Source organism: Paenibacillus oralis (assembly GCF_003863965.1).
Classification (GTDB): domain Bacteria; phylum Bacillota; class Bacilli; order Paenibacillales; family Paenibacillaceae; genus Fontibacillus; species Fontibacillus oralis.
Map to the genome: position 1 here is coordinate 5,304,617 of NZ_RRCN01000001.1, position 23,326 is coordinate 5,327,942.

General features: G+C 53.4%; 18 protein-coding genes. 15 read left to right on the forward strand and 3 right to left on the reverse strand.

Annotated features, from left to right (window positions below):
- Positions 1–71: 71 nt before the first annotated feature.
- The 10 genes from EHV15_RS23695 to EHV15_RS23740 all read left to right on the forward strand — a co-directional run bounded on the left by EHV15_RS23695 (position 72) and on the right by EHV15_RS23740 (position 15,128).
- Complete coding sequence (locus tag EHV15_RS23695) at positions 72–1,820, forward strand: cache domain-containing sensor histidine kinase (protein WP_128633391.1); 1,749 nt, start codon at positions 72–74, stop codon at positions 1,818–1,820.
- Entirely contained in the window at positions 1,817–2,551 is a 735-nt protein-coding gene (locus EHV15_RS23700) for a response regulator transcription factor (protein WP_036622664.1), read from the forward strand. The genes EHV15_RS23695 and EHV15_RS23700 overlap by 4 nt, the downstream gene beginning before the upstream one ends.
- A 20-nt stretch (positions 2,552–2,571) precedes the next feature.
- Positions 2,572–4,686 (forward strand): glycoside hydrolase family 36 protein, encoded by a 2,115-nt coding sequence (locus EHV15_RS23705; protein WP_128633392.1) that lies wholly within the window; start codon positions 2,572–2,574, stop codon positions 4,684–4,686.
- A 20-nt stretch (positions 4,687–4,706) separates the two neighbouring features.
- A complete protein-coding gene (locus EHV15_RS23710; protein WP_128633393.1) occupies positions 4,707–5,546 on the forward strand; it encodes an amidohydrolase family protein in 840 nt (279 codons plus the stop codon).
- Between the two features lie 18 nt (positions 5,547–5,564).
- Positions 5,565–6,524 (forward strand): aldo/keto reductase, encoded by a 960-nt coding sequence (locus tag EHV15_RS23715; RefSeq protein ID WP_128633394.1) that lies wholly within the window; start codon positions 5,565–5,567, stop codon positions 6,522–6,524.
- A 2-nt stretch (positions 6,525–6,526) separates the two neighbouring features.
- The gene (locus tag EHV15_RS23720) at positions 6,527–7,546 is read left to right on the forward strand and encodes a zinc-binding alcohol dehydrogenase family protein (RefSeq protein WP_128633395.1); all 1,020 of its coding nucleotides are present in this window, start codon (positions 6,527–6,529) and stop codon (positions 7,544–7,546) included.
- Between the two features lie 42 nt (positions 7,547–7,588).
- Positions 7,589–9,853, forward strand: a complete 2,265-nt coding sequence (locus tag EHV15_RS23725) for a glycoside hydrolase family 95 protein (RefSeq protein ID WP_128633396.1) — start codon at positions 7,589–7,591, stop codon at positions 9,851–9,853.
- 659 nt (positions 9,854–10,512) lie between these two features.
- Positions 10,513–12,042, forward strand: coding sequence for a glycoside hydrolase family 43 protein (locus EHV15_RS23730; protein ID WP_246061751.1), 1,530 nt, complete (start codon positions 10,513–10,515; stop codon positions 12,040–12,042).
- 113 nt (positions 12,043–12,155) lie between these two features.
- Positions 12,156–13,076: an endo-1,4-beta-xylanase gene (locus tag EHV15_RS23735; protein WP_425464487.1), complete on the forward strand. Its 921-nt coding sequence runs from the start codon at positions 12,156–12,158 to the stop codon at positions 13,074–13,076.
- A 66-nt stretch (positions 13,077–13,142) separates the two neighbouring features.
- On the forward strand, positions 13,143–15,128 hold the full coding sequence (locus tag EHV15_RS23740) for an RICIN domain-containing protein (RefSeq protein WP_178075941.1): 1,986 nt from the start codon (positions 13,143–13,145) through the stop codon (positions 15,126–15,128).
- Between the two features lie 67 nt (positions 15,129–15,195).
- On the opposite strand, the gene EHV15_RS23745 is transcribed toward EHV15_RS23740, so the two are convergent.
- Positions 15,196–16,245 (reverse strand): FecCD family ABC transporter permease, encoded by a 1,050-nt coding sequence (locus EHV15_RS23745; RefSeq protein WP_128633398.1) that lies wholly within the window; start codon positions 16,243–16,245, stop codon positions 15,196–15,198.
- Positions 16,245–17,225 carry a FecCD family ABC transporter permease gene (locus EHV15_RS23750; protein ID WP_128633399.1) on the reverse strand — a complete coding sequence of 327 codons (981 nt, stop codon included), beginning with the start codon at positions 17,223–17,225 and terminating at the stop codon, positions 16,245–16,247. Before EHV15_RS23750 ends, EHV15_RS23745 begins: the two co-directional genes overlap by 1 nt.
- 221 nt (positions 17,226–17,446) lie before the next feature.
- On the opposite strand from EHV15_RS23750, the gene EHV15_RS23755 reads away from it, so the two are divergent.
- Positions 17,447–18,487, forward strand: coding sequence for an ABC transporter substrate-binding protein (locus EHV15_RS23755; protein ID WP_128633400.1), 1,041 nt, complete (start codon positions 17,447–17,449; stop codon positions 18,485–18,487).
- Between the two features lie 56 nt (positions 18,488–18,543).
- Here EHV15_RS23755 and EHV15_RS23760 read toward each other — a convergent pair whose 3' ends face one another.
- Entirely contained in the window at positions 18,544–19,416 is an 873-nt protein-coding gene (locus tag EHV15_RS23760) for a YitT family protein (RefSeq protein ID WP_128633401.1), read from the reverse strand.
- Between the two features lie 247 nt (positions 19,417–19,663).
- Between EHV15_RS23760 and EHV15_RS23765 the strand changes: the two genes are divergently transcribed.
- From EHV15_RS23765 to EHV15_RS23780, 4 genes are all read left to right on the forward strand, one after another.
- Positions 19,664–19,951: a small, acid-soluble spore protein, alpha/beta type gene (locus tag EHV15_RS23765; protein ID WP_178075942.1), complete on the forward strand. Its 288-nt coding sequence runs from the start codon at positions 19,664–19,666 to the stop codon at positions 19,949–19,951.
- 85 nt (positions 19,952–20,036) lie between these two features.
- Positions 20,037–20,972: a glutaminase A gene (glsA, locus tag EHV15_RS23770; RefSeq protein WP_128633402.1), complete on the forward strand. Its 936-nt coding sequence runs from the start codon at positions 20,037–20,039 to the stop codon at positions 20,970–20,972.
- Between the two features lie 138 nt (positions 20,973–21,110).
- The gene (locus EHV15_RS23775; RefSeq protein ID WP_128633403.1) at positions 21,111–22,427 is read left to right on the forward strand and encodes an ABC transporter substrate-binding protein; all 1,317 of its coding nucleotides are present in this window, start codon (positions 21,111–21,113) and stop codon (positions 22,425–22,427) included.
- 91 nt (positions 22,428–22,518) lie between these two features.
- Positions 22,519–23,313 carry a Nif3-like dinuclear metal center hexameric protein gene (locus EHV15_RS23780; protein ID WP_128633404.1) on the forward strand — a complete coding sequence of 265 codons (795 nt, stop codon included), beginning with the start codon at positions 22,519–22,521 and terminating at the stop codon, positions 23,311–23,313.
- The last annotated feature ends 13 nt before the right edge of the window (positions 23,314–23,326 follow it).

Consider the following 23,326-nt stretch of genomic DNA (forward strand, 5'->3'; position numbering starts at 1 on the left):
AACTCTACCGGGTTTTGCTTGCTCATGGTACGGTTAGAAGAAATAAATCGGCAGCGGGGGGAATCGTTACCGTGAGCATCGTACGCAAAATCATTTTAGGATATGTCATCTTGATTTTTATTCCGGTCGTCACGTTCGGATATTACTATTATGTACAAATCTACGGCAACCTGACCCAACAATTCGTGGAGAGCCGGCAAAAAATATTGGAACAGGCCAAGGCAAACATGAAGGCGGATCTGACCCGCGTCGACTCCATCCATCGCTTGCTGCAATATAACCCGTATGTGACGGATTATTTAGGCGGAATTTATGAATCCGAATCGGACAGCATTTACGCCTACAACCGGTATATCAGTCCGATTATTACACAGTCGCTGTATGCCAATCCGGAAATTGAGAGGTTCAGGATATATACAACAAAGGAGCGCGCGCTTCAAATCACCGACCGGTTTCTCGATATATCGTCTCTGGATCCTCAGGGCAAGGAGATCGCCAGTTCGCTGAAGCCTGGTCAAGGAGTGTGGGGTGTGCCCGATCCAGGAGCCCGGGAACCGCGGCTCGTTTTTTACCAGAACATTTACAACCCGGATTTTACAGAGGTCATCGGGCTTCTCGAGCTCCGCATCAGCGGTGGTCTGATCCGGAAATTTTACAACGCGACAGGCGGAGAAGGCAACTGGAAAGCGTTCCTGTTACCGAAGCAAGGAGGTCTGCCGGCGGCGGAAGGCGCAGCTGCCGGGATTGACGACGAAACGTGGAAGCTGCTCGGCACGAACGATACGAAAGCTTATTTCATCAACCGGAAAACGATCGTAAATCAGCTTTACATCGAGGAGCTTGGCGTCCGGGTCGTCGTCACCGGAAAGGTAGACGAAGTGTTTCACGCAGTCAAACGCAAAGAGATTATTCTGATTTCCACCATCGTCCTTCTTCTGGCGGCACTGTCGCTTGCGTATTATGCGCTCGCGTCTACCATTACGAAACGTATCCTTCGCCTGGCCAGACATATGCGCAACTTGAGCGATGACAATATGAAACAGTACATCAGCAAGCACGACAAGCCGAACCGTCAGGATGAGATCGGGTTTCTGACCATGACCTACAATTCGATGATCCAGCGTATGGATGAGCTGATCAACAACGTCCACCGGGCCGAGCTGCGAAACAAAGAAGCGGCCTATAAAGTGCTGCAAGCCCAAATCAAACCGCATTTTCTGTACAACACGCTTGAGACCATCCGAATGCTGGCGGAATCCAACAACGATAAAGAGGTAGCCGACATTTCCTATTGGTTCGGGAAGCTGATGCGTTACAGCCTGTCTTCGAAGGAGGATCAGACGGTGCTTGCCAGGGAAATCGAGACGGTCGTCTTCTATCTCAATATTCACAAAATGCGGCTTCAGAACAGGCTGAGTTACGAGATTGACATTGCCGTCGACGCGGAGCAGATCGCCTGCCCCCGGTTCATGCTCCAGCCTTTGATCGAGAACTGCATCATCCATGGGGCGTCCGCGACGCTGCGACCCGTCCATATCAAGCTTCAGGCGTCGGAAACCGCCGGCGAAATCCGGATCTGCGTTTCGGACAGCGGAATAGGCATTCCGGAAGACAAACTGCCCAGGCTCCGTTCACGGCTAACGGGGGGAGGCGATGTACATTCCGTCCAGGAGATGGAGGGAGGCGTAGGTCTGATTAACGTCAACGAGCGGGTCAAATCGTTTTTCGGCGGCGCTTCGCACTTGGCGCTCGATAGTGAGCAAGGCCGGGGAACATGTCTCACCATCATCATATCGAAAGGGGCGGCGGGTCAACGATGAGATTATTGATTGTGGATGATGAGCCGCTTATTCTTGGGGGATTGGTCAAGGTCATCAAAGATGCGGCTCCGCTCGGTACCGAGGTGCGCGAGGCAGGCAACGCTTTTGAAGCGCTTGAAGTCATGAAAGGTTATATGCCGGATGTTACGGTGACGGATCTCCATATGCCGGAGAAAAACGGATTCGAGCTGATGGAGGAGGCCAAGGAGAGCGGATTGTGCGACCGATTTATTATCCTGACGGGCTATGACGATTTCGAATACGTGAGGAGAGCGCTGCGCTGGGGCGTGGTGGATTATTTGCTGAAACCGCTTGACAAAAATGAGATTGCCGGGCTGCTGACACATATCGATCAAGAGCTTCCTTCCGAAGCCGATTCGGAGTGTGAACGGCACACGAAACGTATTCTGGCCTATACAGAACAGCATTATATGAACGACCTTTCGCTGGATCATCTTGCCGAACTGATGAATCTTCATCCGAATTACATCAGCAGCTTGTTCAAGAAAGTGACGGGAGACACGTTTGTGAATTATTTAAACGCATTCCGGATCAAGGAAGCGCAGAAATTGCTAGGGACGCACCGGCATCTTTCCGTGAGCGAGATCGGGCGGCGGGTCGGGTTTGAGAGTAAACATTATTTCGCCAAAGTGTTCAAGAAGTATACGGGGATCACGCCAGGCGCCTACCGTGAAAGAGACGAAACGGCAAAGGACAGAGACGAATCCTAAAAAAAGAAGGTCGGGATGAAATGGAGATTAATAAGGACTATAGATTCGGCGATATGATAGCCCGTTATGTTAAAGACGGCCAAACCGGGCAACCGGGCTTGGTCCTGCTGCCGGAATCCATGGTATCCCATGTCTGTGAGAAGAAATACAAGGCGGATCCTTTAGTGCAACTCAAATTCATCGGGGATGCTTATCCCGGCGGATTCGCGCACGGCCATTCCATGCGCAACAGCGGAACCATGGATGCGCTGTTATTTGAAGAACAGCGTAAATTGGAGCGCGATACTAGTGTAACGGTGGTGTCCGTATGGCGCAGCCCGAGTTCGTGCCGGGTCGAGCATCATTTAACCTGGTATTCGGGGTATCGAGCGCTGGAGTCTTTTACAATCGTCAAGAATGAAAGCGAACTGCCCGTTACGGCGGAAATGATATCATCCTTCTCGTTGACAGGGTTCACCCCGTTTGCCGAGGATGATGCTCCCGAATCGTTAATTTTCCATCGAATCCTTAGTTCATGGTCCGCGGAAGGGCGCTTATATTCCAGTAATATCGAAGATTTAAACCTTGAACCGGCCTGGGCGCCTTCGGGTACACGATGTCTGCGCTTCGGACAGGTAGGATCCATGCCGGTGCGGGGATTTTTCCCGGCGGCATATTTGGAGGACACCCGCGTTGGCGTGACTTGGGGGGTTCAAATCGCCCACCCCGCCTCCTGGCAGATCGAGATCGGCAGACGGGATGACGCCCTGTATCTGTCAGGCGGACTGGCGGACAGGGAATTTGGCCATTGGACCAAGACGATTGGCCCTGGAGAGGCATTTCAGACTCCCAGCGCCTATCTCACCGCAGTAGTGGGGGATGTTGACCGTGCGGCGGAGCGGTTAACCGGGATGCAGGACCGGCCTCTATTGCGCGGGCCGGCGCTGGAAGAAGATTTGCCGATCGTCTTTAACGAGTTTTGTACAACATGGGGGTCTCCATCGGCTGCGAATCTTTACGCGATTGCCGAACGGCTCAAAGGCAGGGGAATACGTTATCTTGTCATTGATTGCGGATGGTATAAGCGGGAAGGGACGCACTGGTTTAACAGTATGGGCGATTGGGATGTGAACCCGATTGATTTCCCCGATGGGCTGGAACAAACGCTCGAACATATTAGAAAATGCGGGATGATTCCCGGCATTTGGTTCGAAATGGAAGTTTGCGGCGTGGAATCCGCGGCGTTTCATTGGGTTGATCATCTCTTAAAACGGGACGGCTTGCCGATCACGAGCGGTGACCGGCGGTTTTGGGACTTCCGCGATCCCTTTGTCGTCAGCTATTTGAAAGAGAAAGTGATCTCCTTTTTGAAAAATCATGGATTCGGCTATTTAAAAGTTGATTATAACGATAATCTGGGCATCGGCTGCGACGGCGCGGAATCGCTCGGTGAAGGATTACGCCGGCAGATGCAAGCGGTTCAGGATTTTTTCAGGTTGATCAAACAAGAAGTACCCGATATTGTGATTGAAAATTGCGCATCCGGCGGTCACCGCTTGGAGCCTTCCATGGTTGGACTTACAAGTATGTCATCATTTTCGGACGCTCATGAATGCGAGGAAATCCCGATCATTGCCGCGAATTTGCATAGAGTGATTTTGCCGAGGCAAAGCCAGATCTGGGCCGTTCTCAGAAAAAATGACAGTTTGCAGCGTTTGGTGTACTCGCTGGCCGGCACGATGTTAGGCCGGATGTGTTTGTCCGGCGATATCCATGATTTGAATGAAGAACAGTGGAAAATTGTGGACGAGGCCATTGCTTTCTATAAGCTGGTTTCTCCGATCATTAAGGAAGGTACAACAAATCGATACGGCACCTTGGTGCACAGCTATCGTCATCCCAAGGGATGGCAAGGAATCACGCGCACATCCAAAGACCGATCACAGATGATGGCAGTTGTACATACCTTTGGAGGTGATGTTCCGGAAAGTGTAAAGCTGCCTCTTCCTGCATGGGGGCATTACGAAATTACGCAAATGTTCCCGGACAACAATACGGATGTGAAAGTAGAAGACGGTCACATTTCCTGCCGTTTGGCAAAACCGTTTTCGGCCTTGTGCATACTTCTCCGCATGAAGCAGTTTGGCGCACAATAAGGTGGAATGGAGGTGGTTTGATGCGTATTGACGCTCACCAGCATTTTTGGAAGATCGACAGAAACGATTACGGCTGGATTACGCCGGAAATTCCGGTGCTTTTCCGCGATTATTTGCCTTCCGATCTTGAACCGCATTTGCCAAAGCACGGCATCGGCAAAACGATTCTGGTGCAGGCGGCGCCAACGATTGAGGAAACCGAATTTATTCTTGAATTAAGCGAAACGGCCGATTTCATCGCCGGTGTGGTCGGGTGGCTGGATCTTGAGGACCCTACTTATAAGAAACAGTATGAGCGGTTTTGCAAGCATCCGAAATTTATCGGGCTTCGCGTGATGATCCAGGAGATGGAGGACCCAAACACCGTTTTATCGCCCGCTTATTTTGAAGCGTTTTCATATTTTGCGGAACAGGACGCGCCGGTTGATTTGCTTGTCCTGGCGAATCAACTGCCGCAGCTTGTCCGATTGCTGGAGCGAATCCCCAGGCTTCGGGGCGTCGTCGACCATTTGGCGAAGCCGCCGATCGCTTCGGGGGTGCTGGAGCCGTGGAGAAGCCATATGGCGGAAATCGCCCAATATCCGAACATCTGCTGCAAGCTTTCGGGGATGGTGACGGAAGCCGGCCGTCAAGGTTGGAAAAAGGAAGATTTCACGGCATACGTCCATGCAACGCTTGATTTGTTTGGCCCCGAGAGGGTGATGTTCGGCAGCGATTGGCCCGTGTGTCTTCTGGCGGCAACTTATGATCAAGTCGTGGACATATTGCGGCAAGCGTTGCAAGACCGGCTGCCCGCGGAAGCGATCGAAGCTGTTTTCGGCGCCAACGCCGCGAAATTTTACAAGTTGAATAAACATTGAGATTGGGGGAACGACGCGATGAAATACAGAAAGTTGGGGAACACCGGGCTGAACGTGTCGGCGTTAAGCTTTGGGGCGTCTTCGCTGGGAGGCGTGTTCCGGGACGTTCAGCGGGATGAGGGGATACGTACGGTCCATACCGCCATCGACATGGGCATCAATCTGATTGACGTTTCGCCTTATTACGGCCTGACGAAGGCGGAAACCGTGTTGGGCGAAGCGCTGCGGGCGATTCCGCGGGACCGGTATGTTTTGTCCACGAAAGCGGGGCGTTACGGGCAGGATGAATTTGATTTCTCGCGGGAGCGGGTGATTCACAGCGCGGAAGAAAGCATGCGGCGCCTGGGGACGGATTATCTCGATATTTTACTGCTCCACGACATCGAATTTGGCTCGCTGGAGCAGGTGGTGGAGGAAGGAGTCCCCGCGCTTGAACAGTTGAAAAAATCCGGGAAAATCCGTTTTTTCGGTGTATCCGGCTTGCCCTTGAATATCTTCGAAGCGGTTTTGTCCCGTACCGCTCTGGATGTCATCTTATCGTACTGCCATTATTCTCTGAACGATACTACGCTGCTTGGTCTCCTTCCGCTCTTGGAACGGCAGGGAACCGGCCTGATCAACGCGTCGCCGCTGTCCATGGGTTTGCTGAGCAACCGGGACGTGCCGGATTGGCATCCTGCGGGCGAGGACATCAGGGCCGCTTGCCGGCAGGCCGCCGAACATTGCCGGAGTAAAGGAGCGGACATCGCGAAGCTGGCGGTCCAGTTCTCCACGGCGGATGAACGCATCCCGACGACGCTGGTCAGCACGGCGACCCCGGACAATATCCGCAATAATATTTTGTGGACGGAAGAACCGATGGACGAAGCATTGCTGCGCGAAGTATTGGAGATCCTGAAGCCGGTCGATGGCGCAACGTGGCCGAGCGGACGGCCGGAATGGGGCGGAGAGCCGGTCCGGCGGAGCGGGGGGCGATGATCATGAAGGGCATCATCTGCGAGGAAGTTGGGCGGTTCGTGTTTCGAGGGGATCTGCCGGAGCCGCAAATGCATGAGGGCGAGGCGATCGTAAGGATTCGGAGGATTGGCATTTGCGGAACTGACCTGCACGCGTACCGGGGCAATCAGCCTTATTTTACCTACCCGCGCGTGCTCGGCCACGAACTGGCCGGGACGATCGAGCAAATCGGCGACAACCGGGAAGGGCTGCGGGCCGGCGATCAGGTCAGCGTTGTCCCGTACATTCATTGCGGCCATTGCCGGGCCTGCCTGAGCGGGAAAACGAATTGCTGTCAACATATGAAGGTGCTGGGTGTCCATACGGACGGCGGAATGCGGGAGCGAATCTCCGTGCCAATATCGAGTCTTATCAAGACGGAAGGACTGACGTTGGATCAGGCGGCGATGCTGGAGCCGCTGGCGATCGGCGCGCACGCCGTCCGCCGCTCGGGGCTGGGCGCGGGGGATCGGGCGCTCATCATCGGCGCCGGACCGATCGGGCTTGGCGTGATGGCGATGGCCGGATATGCCGGAGCAAAGGTGATCGCGATGGATGTGAACGACGAGCGTCTGGAATTTTGCAAGGTTTGGGCCAAGGCCGAGCATACGGTGAACGCGCTCCGGGAGCCGCAGGAGCGGCTGGCCGCGCTAACGGACGGCAGCTTCCCGGCATTCGTCATCGATGCTACCGGCAACGTCTCGTCGATGGAAAACGCTTTCGGACTTGTCGGCCATGGCGGCTCTTTGACCTTCGTCGGATTGGTAAAAAGCACGATTACCTTTAGCGATCCCGATTTTCATGCCCGCGAAATGACGCTTCAGGGCAGCAGAAATGCTACACGGGAGGATTTTGAGCAGGTGCTTGCGGCCGTATCGTCGGGGTGCATTGATATCGGCCGTTACATTACCCACCGCTGCGGATTTGAAGACATGATCGGGCAGTTCGACAGTTGGCTGAAGCCTGAATCGAAAGTGATCAAGGCTTTGGTGGAACTGGACTAATCGCTGAACATATATGCTATTTTGGCGGATTGGAGGAGCAGTATGACCAGTTTGGAACAGAAGCACCGCTTATGGTACAGGAAACCTGCGGCCGAATGGAACGAAGCGCTTCCGATCGGCAACGGACGGCTTGGCGCGATGATCTTTGGGGGCACAGCCCAGGAGATGCTCCAACTCAACGAGGATTCGGTATGGTATGGAGGGCCGCGCGATCGCAACAATGAAGACGCATTGCCTCATTTGCCCCAAATACGCAAGCTGATTATGGAGGGACGGCTGCAGGAGGCGGAGGAACTGGCGGCGCTGACGATGACGGGGCTGCCCGAAGCGCAACGCCATTATTTGCCGCTCGGCGATCTGCTGCTGTCGTTCGCTGATCACGTGCAGCCTGCCCAAGACTACATGCGGGAGCTTGATCTGGAGAATGGCGTATCCCGGATCAGCTATCGGATCGGCGAGGTGCGGTACACCCGCGAGCTGTTTGCCAGTTATCCGGATCAGGCGATCGTCATCCGGGTTTCCGCCGACAAGGCGAAGGCGATATCTTTCAAAGCCCGGTTTAACCGGAAGAATTGGAGATACCTGGAGAAGTCGGAGAAATGGGGATTATCCGGGCTGGTTATGCGCGGAGAGTGCGGGGGCAAAGGCGGCGGCGCTTTTTGCGCCGTAATGAAGGCGGTCCCGGAAGGCGGCGACTGCCGGACCCTTGGCGACCACCTGCTGGTGAACGGAGCGGATGCGGTCACGCTGCTGTTGACTGCCGGCACGACCTTTCGCCACCCGGACCCGGAGCTTTACGGCAAGCGGCGGTTGGATGAGCTCAGCAGGGTTCCCTACACTGATCTTCTGGCCCGGCATATCGCGGATTACCGCGAGCTGTACGGGCGCGTAGACCTGAAGCTGCCGGAGAGTCCGGGCAAAGACGCGCTGCCGACCGATGATAGGCTGGAGCTGTTTCGGCAGGGCGCTGAGGATCACGGGCTGATCGCAACCTATTTCCAATTTGGCCGATACCTGCTCATTTCCTCCAGCCGCCCGGGTTCCTTGCCCGCGAACCTTCAGGGAATATGGAACAACAGCTTTTTACCGCCATGGGACAGTAAATTCACGATTAATATCAATGCGCAAATGAATTACTGGCCGGCGGAAAACTGCAATCTGACCGAGTGCCACGAGCCTTTGTTCGATTTGATCGAGCGGATGCGGGAGCCCGGCCGGGTAACGGCCAGGGTCATGTACGGCTGCCGGGGATTTACGGCGCATCACAATACGGATATCTGGGCGGACACGGCACCTCAGGATAAGTATCTTCCGGCTTCCTACTGGCCGATGGGCGCCGCCTGGTTATGCCTGCACCTGTGGGAGCATTACCGGTTCACCCAGGACCGTTTTTTCCTCGCGCGGGCGTATGAGACGATGAAGGAGGCGGCACAGTTCCTGTTCGATTATTTGATCGAAGACGGGGAGGGACGCCTGATTACCTGCCCGTCCGTCTCCCCCGAGAACAGATACAAGCTTCCGAGCGGCGAGACGGGGGTGCTGTGCATCGGGGCATCGATGGATTTTCAGATTATCGAGGCGCTGTTTGACGCCTGCATCCGCAGTGCGGATATCATCGGACGGGACGCTGTCTTCCGCGGCGAGCTTGCCGCCGCCCTGAAGCGGCTCCCCAAACCGCAGATCGGCAAATACGGTCAGATTCAGGAATGGATGGAGGATTACGAGGAGGTGGAGCCGGGACACCGCCACATCTCCCATTTATTTGCTTTATACCCGGGCGAAGCTTTCAGCGTGGAGGACACGCCGGAGCTGGCCAAAGCCGCCAGGGCGACACTGGAACGCAGGCTGGCGAGCGGCGGCGGCCACACCGGCTGGAGCCGGGCGTGGATCATCAATTTCTGGGCCCGCCTGCAGGATGGGGACAAGGCTTACGAAAACGTGAGGGCGCTGCTGGTTCACTCCACGCTGCCAAACCTTTTCGACAACCATCCTCCGTTTCAAATCGATGGCAATTTCGGCGGAACGGCGGGCATTGCCGAAATGCTGCTGCAAAGCCACGCCGGGGTGATCCGGCTGCTGCCCGCCTTGCCAGGCAGTTGGCCCGAGGGGAGCGTCAAAGGGCTGCGTGCCCGGGGCGGCTTTACCGTCGACTTTTCTTGGGCGGAGGGCATGATAACGGAAGCGGCCGTGACTTGCGCGGTTTCCGGGCCTTGCCGCTTGGAAGCGCCGGGTCTTGACTCCGTTACGTTTGCGGGAGAGGCCGGACGCACTTATACGTTCAGTAAAAAGGCGGGGCGTGGTCATTAAAAACTCAACTTTCGTAGAACGAAAACCAACCTAAAAGCAGGGGAGCATGGAGTTGACAGCGATGGAATGCGGAGCTTGAAGCCGCTATTCAGGAACTTGAACATGCTGAAACTTTTACGTGGAAGGAACTATATGCCATTCCCGGCACGTTGCGATATAAGGAAGCGGGGGAATCCCACGAAATGCAAAAGTGCAGTTCATTTCGGGTCAAGAGCTACTTTTTTATCGTATAGCCCCAAAAGAGATGCAATTTTGCATTTCAACCGCTCTAAAATGGATATTTGCGGAGAATGGAATGCACTTTTGCAGTTGATCCCATCGGGCCTCTTCATGCCTAGGTAACGTTCCGTTTTAAAGTAGAGAAATTTTCGCCGCCTCTTTTTAATAATGTGCGGCCCATGCTTCCAACCGGAAAGGAAGATGGGCTTTTTTTTGCATTTCCGGCAAAAGCGCGATTTTGTAATTTAATATTTCAAAAGAAAGTTCAATAAAATCAATAAAAATTCTATTAAGTTTTATCGCCAATCCATTTATAGTGAAATTGTAAAAATGTAATATATTTCTATTATATGATTTTTAAGGAGGTTGATCGGAAGTAAAAGTTTATTCGAAGATGTGATCTCCGGTTGATTCCATTCAGAGGTTAAACGAAAGGAGACGTGAAAGTAATACAAAAGAATACTGCACAGGATCAAAATATTTTTGAGAATCCGATTATATGGGCGGATGTGCCCGATCCCGATGCAATCAGAATTGGAAACGCTTTCTATATGACGAGCACAACAATGCACATGGACCCGGGTGTGCCGATCATGAAATCCTATGATCTCGTCAATTGGGAAATTGTGAACTATGTTTACGATACACTGGGGGATTTGGACGCGCAAGCTTTACGGAATGGCCAAAATGAGTACGGCAAGGGCTCGTGGGCCAGCAGTCTTCGATATCATAACGGCACCTATTATGCAGTTTTTTCATCCAGCATAGCGGGGAAGACCTTCATCTACCGGACGCAAGATATCGAAAACGGTCCGTGGACAAGCTCAACGATCGGTTTTTACCATGATATGTCTTTGCTGTTTGACGATGATGGGAGAGTGTACCTCGTTCATGGGAGCGGAGATATTCGCCTTACCGAACTCACCTCGGATGCCGCCGCCGTCAAACCGGGCGGGTTAAATCAGGTCATTATCCCCAACGCCAGTTTGGTAGCGGGTCCTAACGTAGGACTCCCGGCCGAGGGGGCGCATATTCAAAAAATCAACGGCAAGTATTACGTCTTCCTGATCACCTGGCCGCAGGGAGCCGGCCGCACCCAATTGGTGTTTAGAGCGGATCGTATTACAGGTCCTTATGAAGGGCGGGTCGCTTTGGACTATGCCGGCATCGCCCAAGGCGGAATCGTGGATACGCCTGACGGGAAGTGGTACGGGTTGCTGTTCCAGGATCACGGATCCGTAGGACGCATCCCCTATATTGTCCCCGTCACTTGGCAAAACAACTGGCCGGTATTCGGCGTGAACGGCCAGGTCCCCACGCAGATGCAAAAGCCGGTCACCGGCGTGAATTCGAATGAATGGTTTGTGGCCTCCGATGAATTCAATCAATCCCGGCTTCCGCTGGTATGGCAGTGGAATCACAATCCCGACAACAATCTTTGGTCTCTTACGGCGCGTTCGGGATATCTGAGACTGACGACCGGAAGAACCAGCACAAGTATTTTGGATGCCCGCAACTCGCTGACTCAAAGAACCTTTGGCCCGGAAAGCTCCGGACGGATCGCGATAGACGTAAGCCGCATGAAAAACGGCGATTATGCGGGGCTTGCGGCGCTTCAGAAGAACTACGGGTTTGTTGGCGTCAAAATGTCCGGCAATTCCAAATCGATCGTGATGGTCAACGGCAGTTCGGCAACGCCGGTGGAAGTGGCCAGCGTGCCGCTTACACAGAACAATGTGTATTTAAAGGTGGAAATGGATTTCAAAAACAAAACCGATAAAGCCTATTTTTATTACAGTCTGGACGGCAACCGGTGGACGGCGATCGGCAATAGGCTGCAGATGAGCTACACCATACCGCATTTCATGGGTTATCGGTTTGCCATCTTTAATTATGCGACTCAATCTGCCGGCGGATACGTGGATGTCGATTATTTCCGAATCGAAAACCGGATGACGGGAACGGAGTGATCATCCGGAGAATCCCCCGTGCAAAGCGGCTCGATTTCCAAAATTCATTATTGGGAGGCGATTTTATGTATTTGTTAAAGTCAAAATTTGTGCATGTATTGACCGCTTTGGTCATGGTGGTATCTTTGCTGGTGTTTTCCTTGCCGCAAATTGCGAATGCGGGGCTTGTGTCAGGCTCCAAATTTTTAGGCAACATTATCGCTGGCTATGTTCCCTCCAATTTTGCTGCTTATTGGAACCAAGTCACACCTGAGAACTCCACAAAATGGGGTTCTGTCGAAGGCGTACGCGGTTCCATGAACTGGTCGCAAGCGGATATGGCCTACAACTACGCCAAGGCCAACGGCTTACCGTTCAAATTCCATACGCTCGTATGGGGAAACCAAGAGCCGGTGTGGATTTCCGGGCTGCCGGCTGCGAATCAAAAGGCGGAAGTTACCGAATGGATTCAAGCGGCCGGTCAAAAATACCGCAACGCGGAATTCGTCGACGTTGTGAACGAACCGCTGCACGCCAAGCCTTCTTACCGCAATGCGATCGGCGGCGACGGCTCTACGGGATGGGATTGGGTCATCTGGTCGTTCGAGCAAGCGAGAAAGGCGTTCCCGAATTCCAAACTATTGATTAACGAATACGGCATAATCAGCGATCCGAATGCGGCGCGGCAATACGTTCAGATCATAAACTTGCTGAAGGCCAGAGGTTTGATCGACGGCATCGGCATTCAATGTCACTATTTCAATATGAATACCGTTTCCGTAAGCACGATGAACAGCGTTCTCAGCACGCTGTCTGCTACCGGGCTGCCAATCTACGTCTCGGAGTTGGATATAACGGGCGACGACGGAACTCAATTGCAAAGATACCAGCAAAAGTTTCCGGTGCTGTGGGAACACCCGAACGTGAAAGGCATCACGCTCTGGGGGTATATTCAAGGACAAACATGGGAGGACGGCTCTCATCTTATCACCAGCTCGGGCGCCGAACGTCCGGCCATGAAATGGTTGAAGGGTTATCTTGCCGGAAGACGATAACGGTACGGCGGATCATAACTGGAGATTCAACGTTTATTAGATAGCTCATGCAAGGAGGGGAATGAAATGAAAAAAAGCAATCGAATGAAAGCTTTATTATTGGCCTTTGTCATAATGTGGGCGGGAGTGCTGAACGGACAGGTTGCACAGGCGGAAACAGCGGCCATCGCTAAAACTCCGGGCAACTCCAACCCATTAATGGATCACAAGCTTGGGGCCGATCCATCCGCGCTGGTATATAACGGCAGAGTCTATATTTATATGTCAAGCGACGCTTATGAATATGACAGTAACGGAAAGATCAAGGCCAACTCGTTCAGCAATTTAAATAAGGTGCATCTGATCTCATCCGACGATATGGTGAATTGGACGGATCACGGGGCTATTCCGGTGGCCGGGTCAGGCGGCATCGCCAAATGGGCGTCGGGTTCTTGGGCACCGGCCGCAGCGCACAAAAAAATAAATGGCCAGGATAAGTTTTTCCTTTATTTTGCCAATGGCGCTGGAGGGATCGGTGTACTCACGGCGGATAGTCCGATCGGACCGTGGACGGATCCGCTGGGAAAAGCGCTGGTTTCCTGGAGTACCCCGGGAGTCAGCGGCGTTGTTTGGTTATTTGATCCGGCTGTTCTGGTAGATGATAACGGCTCCGGCTACTTATATTTTGGCGGGGGAATTCCTGGCGGTGATAATCCAACTCAAAATCAATGGGCAAGTCCCAAGACGGCCCGCGTCATCAAATTAAGCAGCGATATGATTCATACCGAAGGCAATGCGCAATTGCTTGACGCTCCTTTCTTTTTTGAAGATTCAGGGATCCACAAGTATAACGGAAAATACTATTATTCCTATTGCTCCAACTTTGGCGGAAATCATCCGCCAGGCAGCCCGCCTCCCGGTGAAATCGCCTATATGGTGAGCAACAACCCCATGGGGCCGTTTACTTACGTGAAATCCATCTTGAGGAATCCGGCTGTGTTCTTCGGCGTCGGGGGCAATAATCACCACACCATTTTTAGCTTTAATAATAAGTGGTATATTACCTACCATGCCCAAACCGTCAGCAAAGCCCTTTTAGGTGACGGCATGGGGTACCGTTCCCCGCATATCAATGAACTGACGTATAGCGGGAATGAAATCGTACCGGTTCAGGGCACGATGCAGGGTGTTTCGCAAACAAAGCATCTGAATCCGTATCAAAGAACCGAGGCGGAAACCATCGGGTGGAACGGCGGCATTCTGACCGAAGTTTCCCAAGCGCCGGGCGGCATGGTGCCAAGCGTAAATATGAATGTAACCGATATCCACAACGGGCACTGGGTTGCAGTGGGGAACGCCGATTTCGGATCAACCGGCGCAACATCGTTTAAAGCTAACGTCGCGTCAACGGTGGTAGGACAAATCGAAATTCGCCTCGACAGTCCGAAGGGCCAGGTGATCGGCACGCTTAATGTCACTCCTACAGGGGGGAACCAGGTTTGGAGATTGCAAGAAACGAATGTTAATCGTGTGACAGGGGTTCATAATATTTACTTTATGTTTAAAGGCGCCAGCGGCCAGCGTCTGTTCAACTTCGATTATTGGCAGTTTGCGACTTCTTCCGGTGGGGAGACGCCGATTGAAAACGGACGCGTATATAAGCTTCAGAACGTACACAGCAACATGGTGATCGGCATTGCCAATATGTCCACGGCCAACGGCGGGCAGGCGGTCCAATGGGATGATAACGGTACGGCGGATCATGAATGGCGGTTTGAGCGCTTAGACAGCGGTTATTACAAGCTGACGAATATCCACAGCGGCAAAGTCCTGGGTATAGAAAACATGTCCACGGCTAGAGGAGCTTCCGCCGTACAGTGGGACGACAATGGCACGGCGGATCATGAATGGCAGCTCGCGCCGGTGGGCGATGGCAGCTACAAATTGGTCAACCGCCACAGCGGCATGGTGCTCGGCGTGGACGGCATGTCCAAGGAAGCAGGCGCAAAGATCGTACAATGGGACGATAACGGCACGGCGGACCATAACTGGAGATTCATGTTGGTTAGATAACGAATAAGAATGGCGGTGCAGGGATAACTCCCTAGCACCGCCATTTCTTTGCTTTTTAGATGTTTTTTTATAACCGATTGCGGTTCCGGTACAGCAAAATCATAAAAAACGGGGCCCCGATCGCGGCCGTTAAAACGCCGGCGGGGACGTCCCGGGGCAAAAAAGCGGTGCGGGCGATCAGATCCGCAATGAGCAGGATCAAAGCGCCCAGCAGCGCGCTGATCGGGAGCACGCCGGAAAAGGACGGCCCCGCCAGTTTGCGGGCCATATGCGGCGCCATCAGGCCGATAAAGGCGATCGCTCCGCCGATGGCCACGGCGGAACCGGCGAGCGATACGCTGAGGGCGATCAGCAGCAGACGCTGCAGCTGCACGCGGGCGCCGACGCTCGTGGCGATATCATCGCCGAGGGCCTGGATGTTGACCTGGCGGGCTTGCAGCCAGGTGAGAGCCAGCAATATAGCCGTCCAGGGCAATAGCGTCAGCACGTCGTTCTCCCACGATACGCCATAGATACTGCCGGTCATGAACGTGAGCGATTGGCTGGCCAATTGCAGGGGACCGGAGATGATCAGCATGAACGACAGCGATTTGATGGCGGCGGAAACGCCGATCCCGATCAGGATGATCCTCAAGGGAGACACTCCCTTTTTCCAGGCTAGCACATACAATAACGCCGTGACGAGAAACGCGCCGCCGATCGCGGCGAGCGGCATCCAATGAATCGATATGGTCCCCTGAAACAGGAAAATGAACAAGATGGCGCCTAGCGAAGCGCCCTCGGTGATTCCGGCCACATCGGGCGAAGCGAGCGGGTTGCGGATGACGCCCTGCAGAATGGCCCCGGCCACCGCCAAAGATGCGCCGACCAGCGCGGCGATAATGATCCGCGGCAGCCGGATTTTTTGCACGATAACCTGATCCCCGGCTTCAGCCATGCCGAATAAAGATTTGATAACGGTAAGGGGAGGAATATACTTGCTGCTGACAGCAACGCTGATGACCATAACCGCCAAACATACTACGGACAACAACAGGCAGATCCAAATCGTTCTTTTTTTCTTCGCCAGTATGGTCGATTTGGCGGCCGAGACTTCAAGTTTGCCGGGCTTGGCCATCAGTTTTTCACCCCTTTTCTTGCGATATATACGAAAAACGGTACTCCGAGCAGCGCGGTCATGACCCCAACCGGCACTTCCTTCGGCATGGCGATGTACCTTGAACCGACGTCGGCGGCCACCAGCAACAGGGCTCCAAACAAGGCGCAGTAAGGCAAAATCCAGCGGTAATCCGTACCTATGAAATAGCGGACGATATGCGGAATAATGATTCCGACAAACGCGATCGGACCGGCCACTGCAACCGACCCTCCGGCAAGCAGAATAACGGACGCCGCGGCCAAAGCTTTAATTTGCCCCGTGCGTTGGCCGAGCCCCTGCGCGACGGTATCCCCCATCGCCAGGATATTCAGCTGTGCGGACAAAAGGAAAGCGATAAGCATCCCGGCTCCCATATAGGGAAGAACGGAGAGAAGCTGATCCATTCCCCGCCCCGCAACGGACCCGACGAGCCAGACGAGGACTTGGTCGAACATTTTACCGTCGGAGAGCATCAGGCCTTGCGTGAGCGAGTAGAAAAAAGCGGCCATCGAAGCGCCGGCAAGCGTGATTTTGAGCGGCGTCATGCCGTCCCGGCCGATGCTTCCGAGCAGAAAAACAACCATTCCGCTTAAGGCCGCTCCGGTCAAAGCAACCCAGGTAAGGGGCTGCATTCCCGAGATGCCCAGCCATCCGGTTGCCAGGATGATGAAGAAGGCCGCCCCGGAGTTAACGCCAAGCGTGCTGGGCGAAGCGATTGGATTGCGGGTGATGACCTGCATCAGCGCTCCCGCAACCGCGAGGCAAGCGCCGACGGCGGCGGCGATAAAGGCGCGCGGAACGCGGGCCGTTTGGATAAGCAGATGCTCGTTGCTGCCGTTTGGGCGGACAAAAGATTCCCACACGGTGCCGAAAGGAATGTCCGTCACGCCGAAACTGATGCTGCAAACGAGCGCTGCGGCCAGGGCAAACGCTGAAATCAATAAGCCGAAACCTTTCATGAGGCAAATTCCCACTTTCCGGATGTAGAAGATAATATCCATTAAATATTAGAAGATGCGGTGCGGGCTGTCAACGATTATGAGAATCATTCTTAATAGATTGACAAGCGGTTTTTCATGCTTTATAGTTTTGAACATCGCGGTGAAGATGATAATCATTATCACGTTTGAATTATGATCTTTGCCAAGCACTAAACAGACATATTTAAGGGGGAACTTTCATGAGCTTTACTCGCAATCACATCATTCGAAATCGCACCGTTTGGTGGGGGCTCGTTATTTTGACGCTCTTGCTGGCAATGACCGGATGCGGAAGCAATCAAAGCCAAGGGGCATCCGGCAATACCCAAGCGGCAAGCGGCACGCCGGCCGCGGAGAATGGGAACTCAAGCGGCAACGCGGCCGCCGATGATGTCCGTACCGTTAAACATGCGATGGGGGAAACGAAAATAGCCGGTACGCCGAAGCGAGTTGTCATTTTGACCAATGAAGGCACGGAAGCCCTGCTTGCCCTGGGAGTCAAACCGGTGGGCGCCGTCCGTTCCTGGACCGGAGACCCTTGGTATGAGCATATCAAAGCCGAGATGGACGGGGTTGAAGTGGTTGGCGAGGAGAGCCAGCCGAATCTGGAGTTGATTGCCGGATTGCAGCCGGATTTGATCATCGGGAACAAGATGCGCCAGGAGAAGGTTTATGAGCAGTTGAATGCGATCGCTCCAACGATCATGTCCGAAGACCTGCGCGGGAATTGGATGGACAATTTCAAACTGTACGCGGAAGCGCTTGGAATGACCGACAAAGGCGACGAACTGTTGGCCGCCTTCGAAGCGCGGATTGAAGATTTCAAAGCCAAGGCCGGCGACAAGCTGAAAGAAACGGTATCGGTTGTCCGGTTCATGGACGGCAAAACCCGCGTATATCACACGAACACATTCTCCGGAATTATTTTCGAGCAGCTTGGCATCGCCAGAAATGAAATGACGCAAAACGCCAAAGACACGTTCGTCGATGAAATTACGAAAGAACGGCTGTCCGAAGCGGACGCCGACCGCTTGTTCTACTTTACTTACGAAACGGGCGACGGCAAAGCGAATCAGACCGAAACTGACTGGACGAACGATCCGCTATGGAAAAACCTGAACGCGGTGAAAAACGGCAAAGTCTATAAAGTGGATGACGCCATCTGGAATACCGCCGGCGGCATCAAAGCGGCCAATCTGATGCTTGACCAGCTGTACGAAATATATGGACTTGAAAAATAATACATCGCCTGCAAAAGACCGTCTCCTAAACTTGGGAAACGGTCTTTATTGTTGGGTTATTTCACCGTCCGGGCGAACCGCCCGAGGATTTCCGTGGACTGCACCACGTTCATGAAGGCGTACGGATCGGTTTCCGCCACCGCTTTGCGCACGGCGGCCAGCTCATAGCGGGTCGTTACCGTCATCAGCATGTAGTTTTTCTCCTCGCTGTACCCGCCTTCCGAGTGGATGCACGTAATGCCGTGGTGAAGCTTGCGCAAACGGCAGAGCATCTGCTCTTTTTGCTTGGTGATGATAAAGCAGGTGACCTTGATATGTCCGACATGGATCATGTCGACGACTTTGCCTTTGACGAAGGTCGAAAGCATGGAGTAGAGAGCCAGGTCCCAACTCTGAAGAAACCCGAGCGCCAGAATTACGACGCCGTTCAGGAGAAACAAAATATTGCCCATCGCGACGTCGTATTTACGGGTAACGATCGATCCGAGAATATCGAAGCCGCCGGTCGAGCCGCCCACGCGCAGTGAAAATCCGATGCCCGCCGCTGAGATAATCCCGCCGCACACGGCACCGAGAATCGGGTCATTGGTCACCTGGATCTGCGGGATGATCGCCATGAACCACGTCGTGCTCACGACGGATATGCAGCTTAAAATGATATACCGCCGCCCAACCGCCTTCCAGCCCCAGGCGATGAGCGGGACATTCAGCAGAAAGTACAGAATCGATATATTCCAGTCCGTAAAATAACCGATGAAGGAGGCGACGCCCGTCAGCCCGCCGGACAGCAGCTTGTGGGGGATCAGAAACAGATTAAGCCCAGCGGCCACAAGCAGCGCCGAAACGAGGATGATTCCCACTTCCTGAGCCGGTTTTAAGACGGCTTTGACCGGTTTGGCGATGAGCGGAACATATTGATTCAAGTTCATTTCTAACCCTTCTTTTCTTTAAAGGTTGTTGAACACTTATCTTAGAAATGGCATTTCGATAAAAATTAATTATCGGATTAAATTATCATTTTTATCACTCATACGGACTATGATCTTCATCACGAAAAACAATGTTCAATACTATTTCATTCCGTTTTTGCCGGCCGGTTATACATTTTTCGCTCGATTATTTTGTCTCCTCCGGGGCATGTTATGGATAATTCTTGATTGAAAGAAAGGGATATCCATGGTAAAAAGAAGAGGAAACGGTCCGGCGGCGGAAGGCGCCAGCGAAGCGGACCTGAAGCAGTTCAAAGCGGAGGTTATGCGGCGCGAAGGCTACCCCGTCGATCCGCAGCATCCGGACGACGTGAAATACGAGGTGGCCGAATCGCTTGGCGTGCCGCTAAAGGAAGGCGACAACGGGGATTTGACCTCGGAGGAGGCCGGCAAAATCGGCGGCGCTATCGGCGGATCGATGGTCCGGGAAATGATCCGTTTGGCCAAGCAGAAGCTGAGTGATTCGCAGCAGTAACTCCATTTTCTGACCGGGACGAAGCAAAGGCATCGCCGGCGTTTCGTCCCGGCCCAACATCGTGATCGATTGGAGGAAACAGGCCATGAACGAACTCGATCGATTGGAAGCATGTTTGCCGGAGTGGGTGGAAACGAGCCGACGGGAAAGCGCGAAGGGAACCGTGGCCACGTATATTCCGGAATTGTCGAAATCGCCCAAACATCGGCTGGGGATCCACCTGATTGATGCGGGAGGAAGATCCGTAAGCGCCGGAGATGCCCAGGCTCCGTTTACGATGCAGAGCATCTCGAAGGTGTTTACGTTGATCCTTGCGTTGATGGATCATGGGGAAGAAGCGGTTTTTTCCAAGGTGGGCATGGAGCCTACGGGCGATAACTTCAATTCGATCATGAAGCTCGAGCTGGTGCAGCCGGCGATTCCGTTTAACCCGCTGATCAACGCGGGGGCGATCGTGGTGTCATCGATGATCCAGGGCGACAGCGCGGCGAACAAATCGGCCCGCATCCTGGAGTTTTTTCGCGAGTTGGCCGGAAATCCTTCGCTGGATTACAATTTGGAGGTATATCGGTCCGAGGCGGCGACGGGCCATCTGAACCGTTCGATGGCTTATTTTTTGCTGGATAAAGGGATTCTGGGCTGCGGCGTGGAAGAAGTGCTGGACATCTACTTCCGCCACTGCTCGATCGAGGTAACCTGCGCCGATTTGGCGCGTATGGCGTTGGTGCTGGCAAAGGACGGCACGGACCCAATCACCGGCAAGAAGCTGATTCCCCGGCGTTACGTGCAAATCGCCAAAACGTTCATGGTCACGTGCGGGATGTACAACGGGTCGGGCGAGTTCGCGATCGGGGCGGGACTCCCGGCCAAAAGCGGCGTATCGGGAGGCATCTTGACCCTGGTCCCCGGCCGATTGGGCATCGGCGTGGTAGGGCCGGCGCTGAACCCGAAAGGAAACAGCATCGCGGGCGTCCATTTGCTGGAGCGGCTGTCGAGCGAGTTTAACTGGAGTATCTTTTAAGAGATGCCGGGAGGAATGATCTATTATTTTCGAGGAATTTTATAACAAATCGTGCATTGCTCTTATATAAACCTCCTCTTCGAATCGGTACTATAGGAGATGAAAACAGATTTTTGCTATTCAAAAGGAGGTTTCACAATGTTTGGTTGGAAGCGTTTACTTAAAGTGGCGGTAACAGCTTCACTGGTAGGTTCGTTGGCCGCCTGCGGCGGCGGGGGAGGAAATTCTGCCGATAATTCGCAAACGGGAAATTCCGGAAACGCGGCTGCGAACACGAGCAACAAGCAAGTTAAGCTTCGGATTATGTGGTGGGGGTCACAGGATCGGCATCAGGCTACGTTAGCCGCCCTTGATTTGTACACGAAAAATCATCCTAACATCACTTTTGAACCGGAGTATTCCGGTATGGACGGTTATCTGGATAAGCTCTCCACGCAAGCAGCGGCTAAAAATGCTCCGGATATCGTTCAATTGGATCCGGGCTGGATGCCGGACTGGATGAGCCGGAATCAATTGGCTCCATTGACCGATGTGGATGTATCCAAGTTCGATCCGAAGCTGCTCGCGGGCGGCTCGCTTGACGGCCAACAATACGCTGTTCCGCTTGGATCGGTTGCGTTCGGCATGATTTACGATAAAGCCGCCCTCGACAAACTGGGCATTCAAACTCCGGCCAACGGCTGGACATGGGACGATTTCTTCGCGTTAGCCGAATCGTCCAAATCCAAACTGCCGGAAGGACAATACTTCGTAAAAGATTATGCCGCCAACTACTTCGTGTATTCGGCCTATCAATACGCTAAAGGCAAGGGCCCGGTCACTACGGACGATGGCCATTTCAACATCGACCGTGATACCTTCATCGACTGGGCAAATCACTTTGACAAGCTCCGGAAGGAAGGGCTGGTGCCTCCGGCAGACGTAAACACGGCGGACAAGGAGCTTGATCCGCAAATGGATCTGATGGCATCGGGCAAAATTTTGTTCCGTTACAGCTTCTCCAATGGGCTCACTTCTTGGGATAGCTTGAAAAAAGGCGCTTACTCCCTTGTGACGATGCCTCGTGCGGAGCAAGCGGGAGGATGGGTGAAGCCTTCTATGTATTTGGCGGTTACCAATGACTCCAAATATCAAAAAGAAGCTATCGAATTTGTTAACTGGTTCGTTAATGATCCGGAAGCAGCTAAGACCCTGGGCACTCTGCGCGGTATCCCGGCAAATAGCGAAAGCGCAAAAATTCTGGAATCCAGCATGAGCGAAACGGATAAAGGCGGTCTGGACATGTATAACGCTTCCGCACCTGACGCGCAAATCTGGACGGCAGGCGCTGGCGGTTGGACGAACTTTATCGATAAAGACTTCCCTTATGTCCATGACCAACTCAGTTTCGGGAAAATTACTCCGGAACAAGCTTTTGATCAATTGAAGGAAGCTTCCGTATCTTACGAAAACTAAGCTTGGCCAGACGCAAAACCCGGAACGCTAACCTTGTTCCGGGTATTATATTACCCAGTCATAGATTATAAGGATAGAAGGGGGAGAAACCATGCCGCTTCGAATCGAGGATGTTATTCAAGAACTCATCAACCCCGTGGGGCAGCTTGAAACGACGGTGGATGTGCTTGAATTCGGAGATCCGTCGGCGGAAGTCAGGGGGATTGCCACGGCGTTCGTGGCCTCATCTGATGTCATTCGTCAGGCCGCAAAGGCAGGGGCAAATCTGCTGATCAGCCACGAGGGGATATTCTTCAGCCATCATAATAATAGAGAAGCCATTAAAAACGATCCTGTAGCCACGGAAAAACGAAAGCTGATCGAGGAAACCGGAATGGCGATTTTCAGGTTCCATGATTATTGGCATCGTTATCAGCCCGACGGTATCATGACCGGGCTTATCGAGCAGTTGGACTGGCAGAAGCACCTTGCGGAATATCATCCGGCATCGGCCATCATCCAAATTCCGGAGGCGAGCGTACGTGAAATTGCCGGCCACCTCAAGAGCAAGCTTGGCGTTCCGTATGTGCGCGTCGTTGGCGACCTGTCCATGATATGTTCGCGAATTGGCATGCTCGCGGGATACAGGGGCGGCGGCCTTATGGCGATTCCGCTTTTTGAGCAGGAAAACTTGGATTTGATTATATTGGGCGAAGGACCGGAGTGGGAAACTCCCGAATATGTAAGAGATGCCGTGCAGCAAGGAAAACGCAAGGCCATCATCGTCTTGGGCCACGCGCAAAGCGAGGAGCCCGGCATGAATTATTTGGCGGGTGTGCTCAGGGCGCGGTTCCCGGGCCTTCCCGTTTATTTTGTTGCTGAAAAGCCGCTTTTCCAAATTATTTGACAGGAGCGTAGTG